Source organism: Paenibacillus sedimenti (assembly GCF_014534655.1).
GTDB lineage: Bacteria > Bacillota > Bacilli > Paenibacillales > NBRC-103111 > Paenibacillus_E > Paenibacillus_E sedimenti.
The window spans coordinates 943,740-964,558 of sequence record NZ_JACVVD010000001.1 but is presented as its reverse complement, the minus strand read 5'-3'; the positions used below and the strand labels follow the sequence as shown (position 1 = coordinate 964,558).

The window sequence follows — 20,819 nt, the reverse complement described above, 5'->3', positions numbered from 1 at the left end:
TTTTTCGTGCATGGGCTTAGATAAGCTTGCTTCCCAAATGGAAGCAAGCTTACAAGCTTACAATTTTAACCCGCCACACCCATCGTTGCTGGCTGTGGAACCGGCTGGTTCGGATTTTCTTTCATCTGCTTCAGCATGGCGTCCCCTTGCGTTTGCCACTCTTTCAACGCTTCGCGGGCCGTCTTCTTGCCTTTCAGCACGTTGTCGAATTGCTGGCGGCCGATATCTTGAACTTGATAAATGTAAGGTTTTTCTTGGAAGATCTTATTGTTGTTATTTTCCATCGGAGCCGGCGTCACATTATAGAAAGCTTCCATGTGGAAATCTTGACCGTCTTTCGGCTTCAAGTATTTGGAGCGCGCTACCAGATTATAACTACTGTGAGATTTTAATTTGGCCCAATCGTCGCCGTTAATAAATTGAATGAATTTCCAGGCGTCCGGCGAGTTTTGCGCTTTGGCGTTAATACCCATAATGCCGTTCATGTAGATAGCGCCGCCCACACCCTTGGCTTCCGGATGGGAAGGCATGGTCACGACATCCCATTCGATCGGCGTATAACCTTTAAAGCTTGCCGCATTTTTGTTTGCGTTCGTAAGCTGTTGAACTTGCCCATAATGGATAATACTCATGGCCAGACGTCCTGACATGAAATCGTCGTAAGCAAACGGGTTTTGCTGATCAAATTGTCGATTCATCGGCTTCTGAGGATCGAAGAGATCCGGGAATACGTTTTCTTTTTGCATTTGTGCCATTTTCGCCCAGACTTTTTCCCATTGATCGGTATCAACCGTCATTTTCTCGCCGGCATCATCAAACATTTTCAATTGCAGCGGAGCTGTGTATGTCTGCATGCCGTAGAACAAATCGCCTTGAGCTTGTGTGGAGAAAGAGAATCCGCTGACTTTGTTCTCGCCTTCTCCTTTCGCTACGCGCTTTGCCAGATCGAACACCTCATCCCAGGTCATCCCGTCTTTCGGGAAATCAGCGCCGGCATCCGTGAACATTTTCTTATTATAAATGAGTGCGGATGAGCTGAAAGAAGGTGCCAACGCGTAAAGTTTGCCGCCACCGGCGTTTTTGATGCCGTCAATGACAGCCGGAACGATACCTGCCGTATCGAATTTATCCTTTGTAATCAGAGGATCCAGCTGCGTCAGCAAATTGTTTTCGATCAAATCCGGAAGTTGTTCATACCCCATCATGACCAAATCCGGCGGATTGTCGCCTTGCATAACTTCCTTGAGCTTCTCTAGCGGATCCGGCATTTTCTCGCCTGGTTGCATGCCGCCATATCGGTATTTCTCATCCATGGTCGAAATAATTTCAATCTTGATATTCGGATTGGCAAATTCAAAAATCTCCGTGAACTGCTGGCGGAAGTATTCATCGTCACCACCGTAGCCTGTAGTCGCGATTTTAAGCACGCGCTCCTTTTGATCATCCGCTTTTTCGCCTTTGCTGCACGCTACAGCGAGCGGAGCGACCATAGCCAAAGTTAAGGATACAGCAAGAATTTTACGATTCAAGGTTTTCATTTCATTTTTCCTCCAACAATTTGTGTATTTGGTTCGATATCTTCCTTTTTGTCCAAGGAATTCGGGGCTTTGATCATAATCTTCTCGCCATCGAACTCCATGGTCGCTTTACCGTTAATTTGCAGAGCGGCCAAGTATTCTTTGGGTACCTGCAAGCGCCCGGCGCGATCCAGCACCACATATTCTTCGTGGGCCTGCGCTGTCAGTCCCGAACCAGAGGAACCGTCTCGAGAATGGATGGACGGATTACGGGCAATGAACTCCGAGCTGGTCATCCCGTCCCGGATGGCAACCACCCGCCCCACCTTGCCAGCCATGGACAAATCGTGCGTAACAATCACAATCGTTACGCCGAGCTCCTTGTTCAACCGCTGGAAAATGGAAAGAATCATATCCGCCGTCTTCGTATCGACGGATCCGGTCGGCTCATCCGCCAGCAGCAAACGCGGGCGATTCGCCAGTGATATGGCGATCGCGACCCGCTGCTGTTCACCCCCCGACAACTCCTGCAGCTTGTTATTCATCCGGTGGCCAAGCCCGACCCATTCGAGCAGTTGTTTGGCATAGGCGCGGTCATACTTGCCGCTTAGCATCATCGGCATTTCCACATTTTCCAGTGCGGTCAGGTACGAGACCAGATTCCGCGCGTTATTTTGCCAAATAAAACCTACCGTATTGCGCTTATATTCTACAAGCTGTTTGTCGGTGATCTTGAGCAAATCCCAATCGCCGACCTTCACTTGACCTGCAGACGGACGATCCAACCCCCCTAAAATATTGAGCAGTGTAGATTTGCCGCTTCCGCTGTTGCCGATAATCGCCATGAGCTCACCAGGCTCAATATGAATGTTGAGCCCTTGCAGAGCGACAACCTCGATGTCGTCGGTTTTGTATATTTTGACCAAGCCTTCACATGTAATCATGAATTATTTCTCCTCTCCGAGCTTCACGGCCTGATGAACGCGCAGCCTGCGAATGTGCAGGAACAACAGCATGGCGCCGGTCAGCATCATGAAAGCAACGACGAAGTAAAGCTGATACGTGTCCTTGGAATCAAAGACAACGCGAAACGGCGGCACTTGCGTTTTCACATTCTCTGACGTTTGCAGGAACGGAAGAAAGAAATAGCTCGTGAGTTTACCGATTCCGATGCCCAGAGCAATGGATAATCCCGCTGTAAAGCCCTGCTCGAGAAGCAGCATACCTGTCAATTGCTTGCGGGAAAGCCCCATCGCGCGGAGAACACCGAATTGCACAACCCTGCTGGAAAGATTAAAGAACCAATACAACATATATCCAATTAATGACACGATCACAGAAACCAGAAAACCTAGACTGAGAATTCCAAACACTCCGCCACGAGCGGGGTGCTTCTTCTGCGTAATCAGTTCATTGCGCACATCTTTGACCGATGCGATTTCAATGCCTTTGGCTTGCAAAGAAGTCACCATCGGCGTAACCCTGGCGTCCGGCTTCATCTTGAGCCAAACTTCATAAGGCGCAATAGGCGCCTGATCATACAAATATTCCAGATTCGTTATGAAAAATGGCGTCTGATCCGGATATTGACTCGGCCAGTAAGGCAGAATGCCGACAATGACGAATTCCACAGGCTGCTGCTGAATTGAAATGGAAAGCAAATCGCCTTCTTTCAGCGCATATTTGCTTGCATAATTCGAAGGAATAATGACAGCTTGCTCATAAGTGCCCAGCAAGTTCAAATACTGGTTCGGATGCGCCGGGAACAAGTCATTTCGGAACCAAGCGACTTTGGCGAAATCGACGTTATCGATGCCCATGACCAAACCATTGCCAGTCGACTTGCCTGAAACGACGACGTTTCCTTTCGTCTGCAGCACTCTGGCTGCTGCCTCAACGCCCTCCAGTTCGCGGAATAACTGGAACGGAGGTTCTACGTAGCGAATCTTAGACGGCGTCTCTTCTCCCGGTTTAGGACCACCGCCACCGCCACCGCCACCAGCGCCACCTTGACCGCCTCCTGCACCGGATCCTCCGTTACCGCCAGAACCGCCACCCTGGCCTTGGCCGCCTTGGCCCGAACCATTGCCTCCGCCGCCATTCCCCTGACCCGCATTCGGGTCCTTGGGCAGATCGTCGGAGAAGCCTTCCCACACCGTCTGCAGCACGACGTCGGTGCCGTATTGATAAAGCGTCCGCTCCGTTGAATTCAGATCGATCGTACGGGCGGCCGAGGAGTTGTAAACGCCAAGGCCGAGCGTGAGCACAAGCAGCAGCATGAGCGGATAGTACGCTTTGGCGGATCGGGATAGCTGCGCAAGCGTCAAGTAAAGCGGCACGGGCAGAAATCTGCGCCCCAGCCAGCCAAACAGACGCAGCAGCCACGGAAAGATCCGCAGGAAGAACAGCCCCAGCGCGAAGATCGAGAGCGCCGGCACGAAGAACAGCAGCGGATGCACCTGCAATTGATCCGTTGTCAGCCCGGTTTGCACAGACAGCAATTGCCTTTGGTCAAACAAGTAGTATCCGTACCCTACAACTCCAAGCAGGACAATGTCCAGGAACCACCGCTGCCACAAGGGAGATCGGTCGGACCGTGCTAGCTGCTGCTTGTAATTGACGATCGAAGATCTGGCAAAGATCACCGCTGGGATCACGCTAGCCATAATCGCGATGACAATTGCGAGTCCTCCGTACAGCATCGCTTCCGTCGTGAAACCGACAGGAATGGATTTGCGATCTACAAAGGTTAAGAAGCCGCTGGAGGAACCAATGCTTTTGGCCATAAACCATCCGATGAACGGACCTACGAGCAGTGCAATGATACCGAGCGCCAATCCTTCCAGAAAGTATATGCCTATTATCTGCTTCGTGCTTCCGCCTCGGCTTCGAAGAACGGCAATCACGCTTCGCTGACGATCGAGCGATTGTTTGGCGTTCATCACAATATAGTAGAACACCATCGCGATCATCGGCGCTGCAAGCGTGAATAGCAAAATCTGCATCTGCACGCTTTGCGCTTTGAATTCATTCAGAATCGGTTGGAAAGATACGTCCACTTTCGTATTTTTCAACTTCTGAAACAAGTTGATATCCAATCGTTCCAAACGATTCCCGAGGGCAGACAGCTGACTCGTCTGAATGTTACGAAGATCGAAAGCATAATACCAGTTCGCGAGTTGAAGCGGAATTTTTTTCTCGGTTAACAACGACTTCATGAATACATCATCGCTGACAATTAATGAATTCACCAGGCCTTCAAGACCTTGGAACCAATAAGGATCGTTCTCATTCTTCGGTTTGAATGAACCGGCGATCTTCACCTTGAGCAATTGACTCCCACTGGCACCGGACACCGAATAATTGAACACATCGCCAACATGCAGATCATTCCGATACATCGCTTCTTCCAATACAACGGCTTCGATAACCCCGTTATCAAGCTTATCGGAAGCCATCTGCCCGATCGACCATTCTACTTGCTCGTTCAGAGCGCTTAAAGAGGTCAACGTCATCTGCCGGCGTTTGCTCGGATCCACTTTCGTTGGATCTGCGGGAGTTAACTGGGCTCCTCTAATGGTATAACTTCTTGCATAAGCGTCTGTGGGGAAGCCGATATCTTTCGGAATCTGATCCTGGATATAGACATTGACGTCGTTCAGCTCTGTTAACCCTGCACGATCGGAACCTACTGCTTGATAACGAATGAGCAGTGAGCCCGCAGGCAATCCGCTGCTTTTCTCCTCCAACGATTTGGCGACGACCCGCTTCAGCGATCCGTCCGCGTACATCGGTATGCTTGTCGTGAAAGCAACCGCCATCACGAGTCCAAGAAGTGTGCTGAGCGTCAGCCAACGGGTATTCCACATTTTGCGAAACAAAAACCGCAGCATTGGCATGGACATTATCGACCCACTACTTTCTGTCCCGCTGTAAGGCCTTTGACAATCTCCACATCCGTCGAAGTCTGCTGGCCGATTTCCACGTCCACTTCCTTCTTGTTGCCTTGATTATCAATGACCTGCACATAGTTACGGCCTGAATAGGAGCGAAGTGCCGCAAGCGGAATGACGGTCGCATTTTCTTTTCTTTGCGTAATGATGGTGACGCTTAGCGGAGTTCCCCGGTTCAAGCCTTGCGGAAACTCATCCAATTGTACAACGAGGTAGTTATCAATGGAGTCCTGCTGCCCCCCCGAACCGTCTCCCGGAAAGAAGCCGCCGCCGCCTCCATTGTTGTTGTTTGTTTGCGGATTCGGCAGCTGCTTGACTTTCCCCTTATGCTGACCGGCGGAATTAATATCGACCTGGACTTCCATGCCGATCGCTACTTTTTTCGCATCGTCTGCCGTAATGCTTGCTGCCACAGTCAATTGGGTTAAATCGGCAATCGTTGCTACGGACTCATTGGATTTCACAGTGTCGCCTTTCTTCGCGGTCACGCTAACAATCGTTCCGCTGAACGGGGCGAGCAGCTTCGCTTTGCTCACTTGCGTATCCAGCTTGCTGAGCTCTTCCCGTTTAAGTTCAAAATCTATCTTCGCCTGCTCGACTTGCTCCGGCGTCATCTCATCGGCTTTACGCAGCGTTTCGATCATCGCCAGCTCATCTTTGCGGGTTTGCAGCCGTTTACGCTTAAGATCGCTCTCCAAGTCGGAGACGTCGAGCTCGGCAATCGGTTGGCCCTTTTCGACAGCATCGCCGTTTTTTACAAGAATCGCACTAATGCGCTTGCTGTTCATGTCTTCGGAGAAAAACAGCTTTTCCTCCTGCAAAGCCATTAAACGCCCGCTTCCTCGAACCTTCGTTTCCAGGGTATCGGTTTTCACCACATATTCCGGTTTTTTGGAAAGCTTGGGCGGGTTGATGGTCGGAAGTGCTTCCTCTTCCTGCTCCTTAGGCAGCAGCGAACAACCGGAAGCAAAAATAAGACTGGAACATAAAATAAGTGCAGCTAATGGTTTCAACGTCCGGTTACGAGACGAATCTTCCGTCCACCATTTCGTAAACATGATCGGCAACCTCCAAAATCGTAGGGTCATGAGTAGTCATACATATCGTTACTTGCTCACTTGTAATGATGTCGCGAAAAACTGACATAATCTGCGCACCCATTTGCGAGTCTAATTCTGCTGTCGGCTCATCCGCCAAAATCAGTGAAGGTCTGTGAGCAATCGCCTTGGCAATGGCAACCCGCTGCTGCTCACCTCCGGATAGTTCGAAAGGTCGATGGTGCATCCTCTTACCCAGGCCGACAAGCTCAAGACAGTGTGTCACGCGCGATTTCCATTGGGAACGAGGCGTACCTGCCATGCGCAGGGCGAGCTCGACATTTTCCCATGCGGAGAGCAGCGGCATTAAAGCGAAAGATTGGAATATAAAACCAATTTCCTTACGCCGGATATGCGTACGTTCATCATCGCTGCAGCGATGAAAGGGATGCCCTTGAAACATGATCTCCCCCTCATTCGGCTGATCCAAGCCGCCAATCAAGTTCAGCAGCGTAGTTTTCCCCGAACCCGAGCGGCCTTTCAACATGACTAATTGCATGGGCAGCAGCTCCATTTCAATGCCTTTGAGCACATCCAGCCTCTGACTGCCGACATGAAAGGACCGCTGTACGCCTGTAACGGTTAGAAGCGGACCATCAGTTACCATTTGCCGGGAGGGAGGAAGATCAAATTGCGGCTCATCCTCGATTGATTTTGCTTCTATCGCGCTCTTATTTTTCTTGCGAAGCCAGCCTGCCACGTAGTAACCTCCCTTTCATTTCCAATCTGTATGATAAAATAGACGGAGCAACCTGCAAAAAGGTTCCAACCAGCTGAAAATTTGCTGAAAACGACCGATTGGGGTCATGCCCATTCTTTTATACCATTATATGGTTAATCTATCAATCCCTCTCACTTCCTAATTTTGTCTATCTAAAAATCGTAGGATGTTGAGAAGCAACCCTCCATCTTACGCTTTCAATCATAAAGAACAAACCTTTAGAACCTTGAAAAAATATCTTAAGAAACCTAAAGAATTGATGTTTCCTTTAATGGGAGCACAAAAAAAGCCTTGAAGAATCAAGGCCTTGCGGATTTATGTTTACTTCGCATTGGGAGACTTATTTCAAATGCGGTTTCCCTTGCGTCGCTCCTCACCTTGATCAAGCCGTCATGCAGCTCGATGATGCTTTTGACGATGGCGAGCCCAAGCCCGGAACCGCCCGTTTCTTCTGAACGTGATTTCTCTACGCGATAGAAACGTTCGAATAGATAAGGCAAATCTTCCTTAGGGATGGGTGCTCTGTAATTAATCACCTGCAATACAGCGTTCCCCGATTCTTGCCGGATGACGACATCCACAGTTCTGCCGCGTTTGCCATACTTGATCGCATTTGAAATAAGGTTTTCCAAAGCTCGCATCAACATGCTTCCGTCAGCCCATACCATCATTTTCTGTTCCCCGCAAGCAACGTTGATTTCCATCTCAGCTTCACGCAGCTGGGGAGCGAAGTCGGCGCTAAGCTGACCTGCCAGCTCAACAAGATCAATATCAGAGCGGTTTAACGCGATCGGCCCCATGCTTAATTTCGTCATCTCAAATAAGTCATTCACCATCCGTTCTAATTTTCGCGATTTCGTATAGGCAACATTCGTGTAATATCTCAGCTCGACTTCATCCTTGTAACGGTCCTCCTCAATCAGTCTCAAATAACCGATGATAGATGTAAGCGGGGTTCGGAGGTCATGGGACACGTTCGTAATAAGCTCATTCCTAGTCTGAACGGCATGACGCTCCTCTTCGATCGACTTCTTCCATTGTTCCGCCATGCGGTTGATGTTCCCTGTTAATTCACCTAACTCATCTTCGGACCACACTGGAATTTCCCTTTCGAAATTTTCCTTAGACAGCCGTTTGACCCCTTCGATGATTTGCATTAATTGGCTAATGATCCCGCGACTGAGCAACCATAAGTAGAAAATGAACAACGTCGGCACCGCCAAGCTAGGAACTACCGGAAAACCAATATTCGCATTCAGCCTCTGCACAAGATACGAATAATAATAAAACCGTTGATCATAAAATACAGATACCAGTGATCTCATCAATTGCTGAAGAAAGAAGGCAGTAAGGATTGTCAATAAAATACTCAAGCAGCAAATAAACACAAGTTTCCAACGTATCCCTCTAAATGGCTTACGCATCGATTTTATATCCCACCCCCCACACGGTTTGAATCAGCTTATATCCGAGTTCTTTCTCCAGCTTATCAAGCAAATATAAGATATCAAATTCTCTGCCGGTAAGTACGATTTCCTTCGAATTCGCCGTTACTCTATGGTTTTGCTTATGAATCTCAATGGATTGGATTCTCAATACGGGATCCGTCTCCGCTTTAAACTCACTATTATATTGAAAAGAGCGCCGCAGAAGCGACTTCACCCTTGCGACCAATTCAAGCGGATTGAACGGTTTGATCATATAATCGTCTGCACCCGTCATGAGCCCAAGCACCTTATCCATATCCTGCGTTTTGGCACTCAGCATCAGGATCGGAACAGCCGATTTCTCCCTCACTTTTCTGCAAACCTCCAGCCCGTCCATTCCTGGCATCATAATGTCGAGTATGATCAGGTTCGGCGGAATCTGATCCATCTGCTCCAATGCTTCATTTCCGTCATGGGCTTGTCTCAGCTCAAATCCTTCATTATGCAAATAAATAGAAATGAGTTGGGCAATTTCTTTATCATCGTCTACAATCAAAATCTTTTTCATCGTCTCCCCCTAGCCACAAATTTTCATCATTTAGCAAAACCATAAGTAAAAAGCTTCTTCGTTTCTATGAATCTCGACTCCGAATCCCGCGCTCCCATGACGACTGATATCAGCCTTTTGCCATCACGTAAAGCCGTTCCGGTAAAACAGTATCCGGCCTCATCGGTAAACCCGGTCTTAAGTCCATCATTCCCGGAATAGGCGAATAAATTTCCAGGCAACATTAAATTGGTGGTTTGCAAGGTAATGCTTTTTCTGGAAAAATTGACCTTCGACATTTGACTGATATCGAGAATATCAGGGTGCTTGCCAATCAGGTAAGCGGCTAATTTCGCGATATCTCTAGCTGTCATGACAGTATCCCCTCCAGAGGCTGCCGACTTTATTCCTTGCAAATCTTCCGAAGAGAGTCCGGTAGCATTGGCAAATTTCGTTTTCGATGAGAGTCCGACTGTCTGAGCAGTACGATTCATCCTTGCAACGAATTTACTTTCCGTCCCGCTTACATGCTCTGCCAAAGCCACGGCCGCATCATTAGCGGAATGAACGACCATAGCTTCGAATAATTCCCGAATCGAGAGCTTTTCTTTTGCCTTCAATCCAACTTGGGCACCCGTTACATTTGCAGCATAAGAACTGATGGATACGGGATCATTCCATTTCGTTTTACCGTCGCGGATATCTTCCAGTATGATTAGCTCTGTCATCATTTTGGACATGCTGGCCGGCGGCAGCGCGTGGTCGGCGTTGTATTTATAATAGACGTCACCGGTTTGCGCATCCATTAGAAATGCTGCTTTCGCATCTACCTTAGGATTGTCTGCAAAGCTTTCATGATTGGTCAATCTCATCAACAAGAATCCAGCTATGACCATAAATAGGAAAAGCCACCCTAATTTTTTCATTCTTATCCCTCCATAAGTTTAAGCGGTATGGCCTAGTTATGAAGGTAACATGAGAAGTTGAATTATTTTTATAAAATTTCTTAAGAATTCTTAAAGGGATTCTCTGTCGTTACTCCAAAGCCGGGCAAATAATTAACCACTGGCAGGATTTTTCCTTCCTTTAGGGAACTTTAAAAGATAGAACCATTTATTGCTATTCAGAAGGAGATTCGACAGATGATCGAAACATTAAAATCGTATTATAAGCAGCAACGGGACAAACACATAGAGGAATTGATGCAATTTGTGCGGATTCCAAGCATTAGCGCCGTTGCGGAACACCAGCCGGATATCATCCGCTGCGCTGAATGGACGGCAGCTTCGCTAAAACAAGCCGGTCTTGAAAACATCGAAATTATGCCGACTGACGGACATCCTGTGGTCTATGCAGATTGGCTTCATGCGCCAGGTCAACCAACAGTTCTTGTGTATGGGCATTATGATGTACAGCCTGCAGAGCCGCTGGAACTCTGGTCTACACCTCCTTTTGAACCCGTAATTCGCGACGAAAAATTGTTCGGGCGAGGCAGCACCGATGATAAAGGCCAACTGCTGCTTTACGTCAAAGTAGTGGAAGCTTTCTTGCATACGAACGGGAGCTTGCCGGTCAATATCAAATTTTGCATCGAGGGCGAAGAAGAGATTGCCAGCAAGAATTTGCCGCCATTCGTCGAAAAACACAAGGACAAACTGAAAGCTGATGTAATTACGCTCTCGGATACTCAAATGCAGGGCCCCGGAAAACCTGCGCTCATGTATGGACTTCGCGGTCTGGCAGGGTTCGAAATTACCGTAGAAGGTGCGAATAGCGATCTGCACTCAGGTCTATTTGGCGGTGCTGTGCAGAACCCGATTCATGCGCTCTCCAAACTGCTTAGCTCATTCCATGATGACGACGGCCGTGTAGCGGTTAAAGGCTTCTATGACCGGGTCATCGAGCTATCGGAAAAAGAGCGCGAATCGTTTAAACAAGTCGAACCGGATTCGAACAAGATACGCAGCGATCTCCAAGTGGATACCTTGTATGGAGAAAAAGGATTCTCGTTCTACGAGCAAACGACTTCCAGACCTACCATAGAGATCACATCCGTAAGCGGCGGATTCCAAGGAGAAGGTATTAAGCCAATTATCCCGAGTCGGGCAATTGCCAAAGTGGCCTGCCGCCTCGTCGCCGCACAAATCCCGGATGAAATCATGGACACCATCGAAACGCACATTCATGCACATACGCCGCCGGGCGTAAAAATCAGTATAGATCGGCAGCTGCGCGGCAATCCGTTCCTTACACCGATCGACGAACCCGTTATGATAGCTGCCTCCGAAGCTTATGAAGAAAGTTATGGCACTTGGCCTGTCTATACGCGCAGCGGCGGTTCCATCCCGATTGTCGAAGTCTTGGGACGTTTAGTGGACGCCCCGGTTGTCCTGCTCGGCTTCGGTTTACCGGGCGAAAACCTGCATGCGCCTAATGAGCATTTCCACTTGGAAAACTGGGATAAAGGTTTAGAGACAATCAGTCGTTTTTGGTTGAAACTAGCTTCTAAAAGCGAGCAATGATTACCTGAGTATATGGGAGAGGGACGAGCAAACAATGAGCACACCGGATTTAACCATTCGCGATGCACAACTAGAGGATCTGTACGAGATCGTGCGCATCTATAATTCAACCGTGGCCGGACGGATGGTAACTGCAGACACCGAACCCGTAACCGTAGAGAGCCGCGAATATTGGTTCCATGAACATTCCGCGGACTTTCGCCCTTTATGGATCCTGGAAAGCCGCAGCGGCGTTTGCGGGTGGCTCAGCTTTCAGTCATTTTACGGCAGGCCTGCGTACAACGCCACCGCTGAAGTAAGCATCTACATCGATGAGGCCCACCGCGGGAAAGGCATCGGGCGTTACCTGCTGCAGCAAGCGATCGACGCTTGCCCTCGCCTGCGAATAAAAACGCTGCTCGGATTCATTTTCGGCCACAACGAGCCTAGTTTGAAGCTGTTTCGAAGCTTTGGTTTTGAGAATTGGGCGCACCTGCCAGGCATCGCCGAGTTAGACGGAATCGAGCGCGATCTGATCATTTTGGGCAAACGCGTAGGGTAAATATCTAGTCACACTTGTTAGCGCTGTAAACTGGCTTGTCTGTCGGTAACAACGATTGAAATGAAATAACGCTTATCCTTCTAGTCAGCGATCACTTGTATGGCTGACTAGAAGGATAAGCTTTTTTTCTTTCATCTATGGTCTTCTACAATAGCCTCAGCTTCGATCTCAACCAGCAGCAAAGGATCTATTAGCGCCTTCACCTCGACCATGGTTGCCGCGGGCTGCACTTCGCGGAAAAACTCGCCATGCGCCTTACCGATCTCCATCCATTTTGAAATATCCGTCACGAACATGCGCGTCCGAACCACATCCGACATTTGCGCGCCAAGCTCTTGCAGCGCTTTTTCAATGGTTTGCAGAATATAGCGGGTTTGTTCGTAAGGATTGTCAACGCCTACAACTGCTCCATCCTTCATTGCCGTTGTCCCTGCCACTTCAATCCGGTTCCCGACACGTATAGCGCGACAATACCCAACGAGCGGCTCCCAAGGCGAGCCCGTAAAGACTTTAGTTCTTTGCATCTTTGCTGTCCCCCTTAAAAAACATCATCATCATCCAAGATGGTTACAAATAAGCCGCCAACTTTTCCTGCAATCCTTCCGTTATGGGCAGAAGCGGAAGTCGAAGTGTATCCGATGCAATGACGCCTTGCTTCTCAAGCAGCCATTTCAGCGGCGCAGGATTCGGCTCTTGAAAGAGCAATCGAATTAGCGGAAGCAATTCGTCGAACTGCTCTTTGCTCTCTTCTCGCTGACCTGCCGCAAAGCTGCGGTAGAACTCAACAAAACGCTCCGTTTCCACATTGGCTGAAGCACTCATCACACCCTTTGCTCCTGCGTATAAGGCTGCATAGAGCAGTGAATCTTCCCCGCAAAGCACCGGCTTCGAGCCAAGACGAGTTAGCTCTGACACTAGTTGTACATTGGGTGTACTGTCTTTCATCCCGATAACGCCGTCAATGTCAAGAATCGTACGCAGGGTGTTCAGTTCTAACGTAACGCCGGTACGATGGGGAACTTCATACAATATGACTGGAACACCGGCACTCGCAACTTGTCTGAAGTGCTCAATGATCCCTTGCTGACTCGGTCTGTTATAGTAAGGAACAACAACCAGCACGGCATCTGCGCCTAATTTTCCGGCAGCCTCCGTTTTTCTCACAGTTGAACGCGTATCATTCGTGCCTGTACCTATGATTAACGGCACTTCAGTATGAGAAGCTTGCCTTGCCGCTTGAACGGTCGCAAACAAAATGTCCAGCTCTTCTGAAGTTATCGTCGGTGACTCCCCAGTCGTCCCGTTGATGACCAAACCATCCACTTCATCTTGAAACAAATTGTACGCCTGATTATAAAAAGAAGCCGCGTCCACCTCATATTCCTCATCAAAAGGAGTAATGATCGGCACGTAAACGCCCTGAAGGTCTTTCTCTCTTAACATCTCAACCATCTCCCTGCTTGCCAAAATTTGTCCTTACTCTCACTTTAGCATGGTAGAACATATCACAGTTAGCTATAATAAATGATAAGAGTCATCAAAAATTTTGATAATGCGAGGGAACTTGATGGATCTTACGTATTTTCGAACGTTTCGGGAGGTCGCCCGGCGAAAAAGCTTTACACGCGCAGCGGAAGAATTGGGCTATGCCCAGTCCAGCGTGACGATGCAAATTCAAAAGCTTGAACGCGAATACGGGGTCCCTCTTTTCGAAAGATTTGGCCGTCAGCTTCGGCTAACGCCGCCAGGTGAAAGCTTGCTGAGACTGGTTGTACAAATGCTTGAACTTTATGATCAATCCAGAGAAAGGATCGCCCACCAGGTCAGCGGAACGCTTACGATCGGAACGATTGATTCACTAGCCGCATATTATTTGCCGCCCTACTTGCAGCAGATCAGGCAGCTATTCCCTAACCTCAACATCCAGCTTCTCCCTGACAACGAATCATCCTTATTAACGAAGGTAAAAGAAGGCGATTACGACATCGGCCTATTGCTTGACCGTTATCCTGCAAATCCATTCCTTCATTGTATCCAAATCCGTGATGAACCGCTTGTTTTCATTGGTCCCACTGACCACCCTCTGGTGCATGCAGCGAATGTACAGCTGAGCGACTTTCAGCATACGGAATTTATCGTTACAGAAGGCAGCTGCATTTATCGGAATATGTTTGAGAAATTGCTCAAAGACAACGCCATCCCCTTCCGAATCGGCTTCGAGCTAGGGAATTTGGAAACGATCAAACATTGCGTCATGACAGGTCTTGGCATCGCACTTCTTCCACGTATCGCCGTCGAAACGGAGATAGGACTAGGCAAGCTCGCTATTATTCCTTTCAATCACCCCGCGCTGCGCTTTGACTTGCAACTGCTGCTGCATCCCAAAAAGTGGATATCACAGCCGTTACAGGCGTTCATGGGAATGCTGACAAATCAAGAGAGTTAAGCAATCAGGCAAAAAAAAGAAGAAGCTCTCCTTTGCAAAAAGGCGGAGCTTCTTCTTACTTGTTATATACGGAATTCACACGCCGAATTCGGAAGGATTCGCTCTCCAAGAGCGGAGCAGTTCGAGATCCTCTTCCTTGATTTTGCCTTTTTTCAAAGCAACTTCAAGTAACTTCGAGTAGTTGGAAAGTGTATGCAGAGGCATGTCCGCCGCTTCGAAAGCTTGCGTAGCCTTATCAAGCTGATAGGAGAAAATCGCAAGTACGCCAAGAGCGTCAGCGCCTGCTTCTTTCACGGCCAAAGCTGCTTTCAGCGAGCTGCCTCCTGTAGAAATCAGATCTTCGATGACGATAACCTTTTGTCCTGGCTTGACGGAACCTTCGATCAAGTTCTCTTTACCGTGACCTTTGGCTTTATCGCGGACATAGATCATGGGAAGTCCCAACTTTTGTGCAACCCAAGCCGCATGAGGAATGCCTGCAGTAGCCGTTCCCGCTACGACTTCCGTTTCCGGAAACTTCTCTTTGATCAAAGCTGCGAAACCTTCGGCAATAGCCTCGCGAATCACAGGGTGAGACATCGTCAGACGGTTATCGCAATAAATCGGCGATTTCAGGCCGGATGTCCACGTAAAAGGTTGATGCGGACGAAGCGATACCGCTTCAATATCCAGTAAAGATGCAGCAATGTGCTGCGCGATCGTTTCGAGCTGACTCATGATAAGTGACACCTTTCCTTTCTCTTTCCATATCCATGCGCATAAAAAGGGGGAAGGCCCAATTTAGAAGGAGGATTTCCCTCTAATTGTACATGGAAGCCTTCACCCATGAAGTCTTATATGATCGAATCGATAATCGACTCGATGGCTGCTCTTGGATCAGCCGCCCCCGTAATCGGACGGCCGATCACGACGTAGTCCGTGCCCTGCGCGAACGCTTCGGCCGGCGTCATGACGCGCGACTGATCGCCCACGTCGGCTCCCGCAGGGCGAATGCCCGGCGTAACGGTGACGAAGCCGTCACCGCACGCCGCTTTGATCTGCGTCACCTCAAGCGGTGACGCGACGACACCATCGAGCCCTGCGGCATGCGCCAGTTGGGCGTAGCGAATGACGGCCTGCTCGACCGAGCCGGTCAGGCCGATCTCGTCGTTCAGCACCTGCTGGCTGGTGCTGGTCAGCTGCGTGACGCCGATCACGATCGGGCGTCCGGCACCTGGGGCGAGCGCCTTGTCGACGCCCTCCAATGCCGCTTCCATCATCTGCTTGCCTCCGGCAGCATGGATGTTGAACAGATCCACCCCAAGGCGCGTCACGCTCTCCGAGCCGCCCTTGACCGTGTTCGGGATGTCATGCATTTTGACATCCAGGAAAACCTTGTAGCCGCGCTCCTTGAGGCTGGCTACAAAGCCGGGCCCTGCAGCATAGAACAGCTGCATGCCCACTTTCATATAGCAGGGAATGCCTTCGAGCTGCTTCAGCAGCTCTTCGGCTCCCCCTGCATTCGCATAATCCAGGGCGACCATAATGCGCCCTGCCACTTCCGTCCGTGTTAGCGTACTCACGTTCGTCACCATCCCTTACGCGTAAACCGGCATCGCGCGGGAGGAGAAGTTGATCGATTCGAGCATGTTTACGAGCGCTCTCACCGTATCAAGGGATGTCATACAAACAACGCCGTTCTCTACCGCTTCACGGCGAATTCGGAAACCGTCGCGCTCAGGCGTTTTGCCTTTCGTCAGCGTATTTACGACGAATTGCGCTTCACCGCCGCGAATGAGATCCAGAATGTTCGGAGAACCTTCGCTCAGCTTGTGTACATTCGTTACAGGCAGGCCGGCTTCTTCCAGCGCCTTTGCTGTACCGCCGGTTGCGATGATTTTGTAGCCGAGACGATAGAAGCCTTTCATAATCTCGATCGCTTCGTCTTTATCTTTGTCAGCCACCGTGATTACGACGGATCCCGCAGCAGGGATTTTCATGCCTGCGCCGATCAAGCCTTTGTACAGTGCTTTCGCAAAATTCGTATCTCGGCCCATAACTTCACCTGTCGATTTCATTTCAGGCCCGAGCGTCGTGTCTACACGGCGAAGCTTTGCAAAGGAGAATACAGGAACTTTAACCGATACATATTTGTCTTCAGGCCACAGACCGTTTTGATAGCCCATATCCACCAATTTTTGTCCCATGATTACTCGTGTTGCCACATTCGCCATCGGGATATTCGTCACTTTACTCAAGAATGGCACCGTTCTGGAGGATCGCGGGTTAACCTCGATCACATACACTTGATCGTTATGAATAACGAACTGGATGTTAACTAGGCCGACTACTTTCAGTTCAAGACCGATTTTCGTCGTAATCTCAATAATTTGTTGTTTGATCTCATCGGAGATCGTTTGCGGCGGGTAGACGGCAATCGAGTCACCGGAGTGAACCCCTGCGCGTTCCACGTGTTCCATGATACCTGGGATAAGAACCGTTTCTTTGTCGCAGATCGCGTCAACTTCAACCTCTTTACCGAGCATATAGCGGTCGATGAGTACCGGATGCTCAGGGTTGATTTTCACCGCGTATTCCATATAGCTCAGCAATTCTTCATCGGAGTAGACGATTTCCATTGCGCGTCCGCCAAGGACGTACGAAGGACGAACGATAACCGGATAGCCAAACTGTGCTGCAGTAGCCACAGCCTGATCCACGGACGTTACCGTGCCGCCCGGCGGTTGAGCAATCGCTAATTTGCGAAGCAGCGCTTCAAATTTCTTGCGGTCTTCCGCAGTATCGATGCTCTCGAGGTCGGAACCGAGAATGCGTACGCCGGCTTTGGACAGCGGAGCTGCCAAGTTAATTGCCGTTTGGCCACCGAATTGTACGATAACGCCGATTGGATTCTCCCGCTCGATGACGTTCATTACATCTTCGAAGAACAAAGGCTCGAAGTACAAACGGTCAGATGTATTGAAGTCCGTGGAAACCGTCTCTGGGTTATTGTTGATAATAACCGCTTCGTACCCGGCAGCTTGGATCGCCCATACTGCATGCACCGTGGAGTAGTCGAACTCGATCCCTTGACCGATGCGGATCGGACCGGAGCCCAGAACGACAACTTTCTCCTTGTTCGTCTCCGTCACTTCGTCTTCTTGCTCATATGTCGAGTAGTAGTAAGGCGTCGTAGCTTCAAACTCTGCTGCGCATGTATCTACCATTTTGTATACAGGTTTGATGTTTTGATTCAGGCGCAGTGTACGAACATCTACTTCTTTGGTGTAAGTAGCGCTGCCTGCAAGTGTGCGAATTTCAGCGATCGCACGGTCCGTGAAGCCTTTGCGCTTCGTTTCGAGCAGCAGTTCAGGCGTCAAATCGCTTGCAGCGATTTCTTTTTCGAATTTAATCAAGCCGTCAAGCTTGTTCAGGAACCACCAGTCAATCTTCGTGAGACTTTGAAGTTGGTCCACGGTATAGCCTCTGCGGTAAGCTTCTGCTAGTAAGAACAGGCGCTCGTCGTCCGGCTTTTGCAGACGGAATTCGAGTGTTTCTTGATCGAGCAGATCCGTTTCTTTCAAGAAAAGGCGGTGTACACCGATTTCCAGAGAGCGAATTGCTTTGTGAATCGACTCTTCGAATGTACGGCCGATCGCCATCACTTCGCCGGTTGCTTTCATTTGTGTGCCCAGCTTGCGGTTTGCCGCCGTAAATTTATCGAACGGCCAACGCGGAATTTTGGATACGATATAATCCAGTGTCGGCTCGAAGCAAGCGTACGTTTGTCCCGTAACCGGGTTGATCAGTTCATCAAGCGTGTAGCCAATCGCGATTTTCGCAGCCATTTTGGCAATCGGATAGCCCGTTGCTTTGGAAGCGAGCGCTGAAGAGCGGCTGACTCGCGGGTTTACTTCGATAACATAGTATTGAAAGCTGTGCGGATCCAGCGCGAACTGTACGTTACAGCCGCCCTCGATGTTCAGCGCACGGATAATTTTCAGCGATGCGGAACGCAGCATTTGATACTCGCGGTCAGACAGCGTTTGGCTTGGCGCCACAACGATACTGTCCCCGGTATGCACGCCTACAGGGTCGAAGTTTTCCATGTTACAAACGACGATACAGTTATCGTTCGCGTCGCGCATAACCTCGTACTCCACTTCTTTCATGCCCGCGATGCTACGCTCAACCAAACATTGCCCGATCGGGCTGTAACGAAGACCGGAAGCTACTATTTCCGTCAGCTCTTCCAGCGTGTTACAAATACCGCCGCCTGTTCCACCCAGGGTGTAAGCAGGACGTACGATAATCGGGAAGCCGATTTCAGTGGCGAATTCTACTGCTTGCGCTACTGTAGTCACGATCACGCTATCCGGTACCGGCTGCTCTAATTCTCTCATCAAGTCGCGGAACAAGTCGCGGTCTTCCGCTTTTTCAATCGCCGTCAGCTGCGTACCGAGCAGCTTGACGTTCTCGCTCTCAAGTACCCCGGCGCGCGCCAGCTCAACAGCCATATTCAGACCCGTCTGACCGCCGAGTGTAGGCAGCAAGCCGTCAGGACGCTCTTGGCGAATGATTTGCGTAACGAAGTCGAGCGTAATCGGCTCGATATATACTTTGTCGGCCATGTTCGTATCGGTCATGATCGTAGCCGGGTTGCTGTTGATTAGAATAACTTCCATGCCTTCTTCTTTTAAAGCTTGGCAAGCTTGCGTTCCTGCATAGTCAAACTCCGCCGCCTGACCGATAACGATCGGGCCGGAACCAATTACGAGAATCTTTTTGAGTGTATTATTTTTTGGCATACTGCAGTTCCTCCTTCACAGATGTCGACGCCGACGTTGCTTTCCACTGAGCAAGCATTTGTGCTTGGCGCGGCTGCTGCGGGTTGTCAAGCTTATGCTTTCGAATCATCGCAATGAAATCATCGAACAAGTAGCTGGAGTCAAAAGGACCCGGTGCCGCCTCCGGATGGTATTGAACCGAGAAAGCAGGAACGTTCTTATGCTTCAAGCCTTCGATGGTGCGATCGTTATTGTTAATGTGCGTCACTTCCAGGTCGGTTCCGGCAATGGAATCTTCCTTTACCGTGTAGCCATGGTTTTGCGAAGTGATGTAGCAGCGTCCGGAAATCAGGTCTTTCACCGGATGGTTGCCGCCGCGGTGTCCGAATTTCAGTTTCTCCGTATCCGCCCCGCAAGCGAGTGCGAACAGTTGATGCCCCAGGCAAATACCGAAGATCGGGAATTCGCCGAGCAGTTCTTGAATCGTTTTCACAGCGTGAGGCACGTCTTTCGGGTCCCCAGGGCCGTTGGACAGCAGAATACCGTCCGGAGCCAGTCTGCGGATTTGTTCGGCAGTCGCATCTTGAGGCACGACAACGACGTCACAGTCGCGTTTGCTCAAGTCGCGGATAATGCCGCTTTTCGCGCCGAAGTCAACCAGCACGACACGCTCTTTGTGTCCCGGTGCGCCGAATACGCTTTTCGTAGATACGCGAGCTACTTGGTCGGTCATCAGCTTGGAAGCTCCGAGCATTTCTGTCAGCTCTGCGATTGATTTATTTGAAGTCGTGAGCAGACCCTTCATGACGCCATGGTGACGAATTTTACGAGTCAACATGCGGGTATCGATGCCGCTGATGCCGATGATGCCGTATTCTTTAAGCAAGCTGCCGAGCGTGTATTGCGCTCTCCAGTTGCTTGGGATTTCTTCATGCTCCCGAACCACAAACCCGTGAATGAACGGGCGTACGGATTCAAAATCGTCACGAATCACGCCGTAGTTCCCGATCAGCGGATACGTCATTGTCACGATTTGCCCGCAATATGAAGGATCGGATAGCACCTCCTGATAACCCGTAATCCCCGTATTGAATACAACCTCGCCGACGGAGTCACCCTCACTGCCGAACGATTTCCCTGTAAAAAGAGTGCCGTCTTCCAGCAACAATCTTGCCTGCATGTTCTTTCAGCTCCTTCGCTATTGTCAAACGGTTCGCATTCGAACCGAGATGTCATACACCTGTCATGCATAAAAAATTATCATTCTGTATAAATATACACG

17 protein-coding genes are annotated in these 20,819 nt (G+C 49.6%); 3 read left to right on the top strand and 14 right to left on the bottom strand.

The genetic code is table 11. The features are described from left to right. Positions 1-65: 65 nt before the first annotated feature. From ICC18_RS03650 to ICC18_RS03615, 8 genes are all read right to left on the bottom strand, one after another. A complete protein-coding gene (locus tag ICC18_RS03650) occupies positions 66-1,538 on the bottom strand; it encodes an ABC transporter substrate-binding protein (protein WP_188172998.1) in 1,473 nt (490 codons plus the stop codon). After that, positions 1,535-2,461 carry an ABC transporter ATP-binding protein gene (locus ICC18_RS03645; RefSeq protein WP_188172997.1) on the bottom strand — a complete coding sequence of 309 codons (927 nt, stop codon included), beginning with the start codon at positions 2,459-2,461 and terminating at the stop codon, positions 1,535-1,537. Before ICC18_RS03645 ends, ICC18_RS03650 begins: the two co-directional genes overlap by 4 nt. Before the next feature lie 3 nt (positions 2,462-2,464). Then, positions 2,465-5,416 carry an ABC transporter permease gene (locus ICC18_RS03640; protein WP_188173221.1) on the bottom strand — a complete coding sequence of 984 codons (2,952 nt, stop codon included), beginning with the start codon at positions 5,414-5,416 and terminating at the stop codon, positions 2,465-2,467. 5 nt (positions 5,417-5,421) lie between these two features. After that, positions 5,422-6,528, bottom strand: coding sequence for an efflux RND transporter periplasmic adaptor subunit (locus ICC18_RS03635; protein ID WP_188172996.1), 1,107 nt, complete (start codon positions 6,526-6,528; stop codon positions 5,422-5,424). Next, on the bottom strand, positions 6,491-7,216 hold the full coding sequence (locus ICC18_RS03630; RefSeq protein WP_312029484.1) for an ABC transporter ATP-binding protein: 726 nt from the start codon (positions 7,214-7,216) through the stop codon (positions 6,491-6,493). The genes ICC18_RS03635 and ICC18_RS03630 overlap by 38 nt, the downstream gene beginning before the upstream one ends. A 371-nt stretch (positions 7,217-7,587) precedes the next feature. After that, positions 7,588-8,712, bottom strand: a complete 1,125-nt coding sequence (locus tag ICC18_RS03625) for a sensor histidine kinase (RefSeq protein WP_188172995.1) — start codon at positions 8,710-8,712, stop codon at positions 7,588-7,590. Further along, positions 8,705-9,283 (bottom strand): response regulator transcription factor, encoded by a 579-nt coding sequence (locus tag ICC18_RS03620; RefSeq protein WP_188172994.1) that lies wholly within the window; start codon positions 9,281-9,283, stop codon positions 8,705-8,707. The genes ICC18_RS03625 and ICC18_RS03620 overlap by 8 nt, the downstream gene beginning before the upstream one ends. A 26-nt stretch (positions 9,284-9,309) precedes the next feature. Then, positions 9,310-10,188, bottom strand: coding sequence for a D-alanyl-D-alanine carboxypeptidase family protein (locus tag ICC18_RS03615; RefSeq protein WP_188172993.1), 879 nt, complete (start codon positions 10,186-10,188; stop codon positions 9,310-9,312). 216 nt (positions 10,189-10,404) lie between these two features. On the opposite strand from ICC18_RS03615, the gene ICC18_RS03610 reads away from it, so the two are divergent. Further along, positions 10,405-11,784: a dipeptidase gene (locus ICC18_RS03610; protein ID WP_188172992.1), complete on the top strand. Its 1,380-nt coding sequence runs from the start codon at positions 10,405-10,407 to the stop codon at positions 11,782-11,784. Positions 11,785-11,818: 34 nt separating this feature from the next. Continuing rightward, positions 11,819-12,325 carry a GNAT family N-acetyltransferase gene (locus ICC18_RS03605; RefSeq protein WP_188172991.1) on the top strand — a complete coding sequence of 169 codons (507 nt, stop codon included), beginning with the start codon at positions 11,819-11,821 and terminating at the stop codon, positions 12,323-12,325. A gap of 131 nt (positions 12,326-12,456) precedes the next feature. On the opposite strand, the gene ICC18_RS03600 is transcribed toward ICC18_RS03605, so the two are convergent. Further along, positions 12,457-12,849 (bottom strand): RidA family protein, encoded by a 393-nt coding sequence (locus ICC18_RS03600; protein ID WP_188172990.1) that lies wholly within the window; start codon positions 12,847-12,849, stop codon positions 12,457-12,459. A gap of 43 nt (positions 12,850-12,892) precedes the next feature. Then, entirely contained in the window at positions 12,893-13,768 is an 876-nt protein-coding gene (gene dapA, locus ICC18_RS03595) for a 4-hydroxy-tetrahydrodipicolinate synthase (protein WP_188172989.1), read from the bottom strand. Between the two features lie 124 nt (positions 13,769-13,892). Here dapA and ICC18_RS03590 point away from each other — a divergent pair, with 124 nt between their 5' ends. Further along, positions 13,893-14,771: a LysR family transcriptional regulator gene (locus tag ICC18_RS03590; RefSeq protein ID WP_188172988.1), complete on the top strand. Its 879-nt coding sequence runs from the start codon at positions 13,893-13,895 to the stop codon at positions 14,769-14,771. Positions 14,772-14,846: 75 nt separating this feature from the next. Here the strand turns inward: ICC18_RS03590 and pyrE are convergent, their stop codons facing one another. From pyrE to ICC18_RS03570, 4 genes are all read right to left on the bottom strand, one after another. After that, the gene (gene pyrE, locus ICC18_RS03585) at positions 14,847-15,488 is read right to left on the bottom strand and encodes an orotate phosphoribosyltransferase (protein ID WP_188172987.1); all 642 of its coding nucleotides are present in this window, start codon (positions 15,486-15,488) and stop codon (positions 14,847-14,849) included. Positions 15,489-15,604: 116 nt separating this feature from the next. Next, complete coding sequence (pyrF, locus tag ICC18_RS03580; protein ID WP_262495830.1) at positions 15,605-16,294, bottom strand: orotidine-5'-phosphate decarboxylase; 690 nt, start codon at positions 16,292-16,294, stop codon at positions 15,605-15,607. A gap of 54 nt (positions 16,295-16,348) precedes the next feature. After that, on the bottom strand, positions 16,349-19,558 hold the full coding sequence (gene carB / locus ICC18_RS03575; RefSeq protein ID WP_188172985.1) for a carbamoyl-phosphate synthase large subunit: 3,210 nt from the start codon (positions 19,556-19,558) through the stop codon (positions 16,349-16,351). Next, positions 19,545-20,717 (bottom strand): carbamoyl phosphate synthase small subunit, encoded by a 1,173-nt coding sequence (locus tag ICC18_RS03570; RefSeq protein WP_188172984.1) that lies wholly within the window; start codon positions 20,715-20,717, stop codon positions 19,545-19,547. Before ICC18_RS03570 ends, carB begins: the two co-directional genes overlap by 14 nt. Between the last annotated feature and the right edge of the window lie 102 nt (positions 20,718-20,819).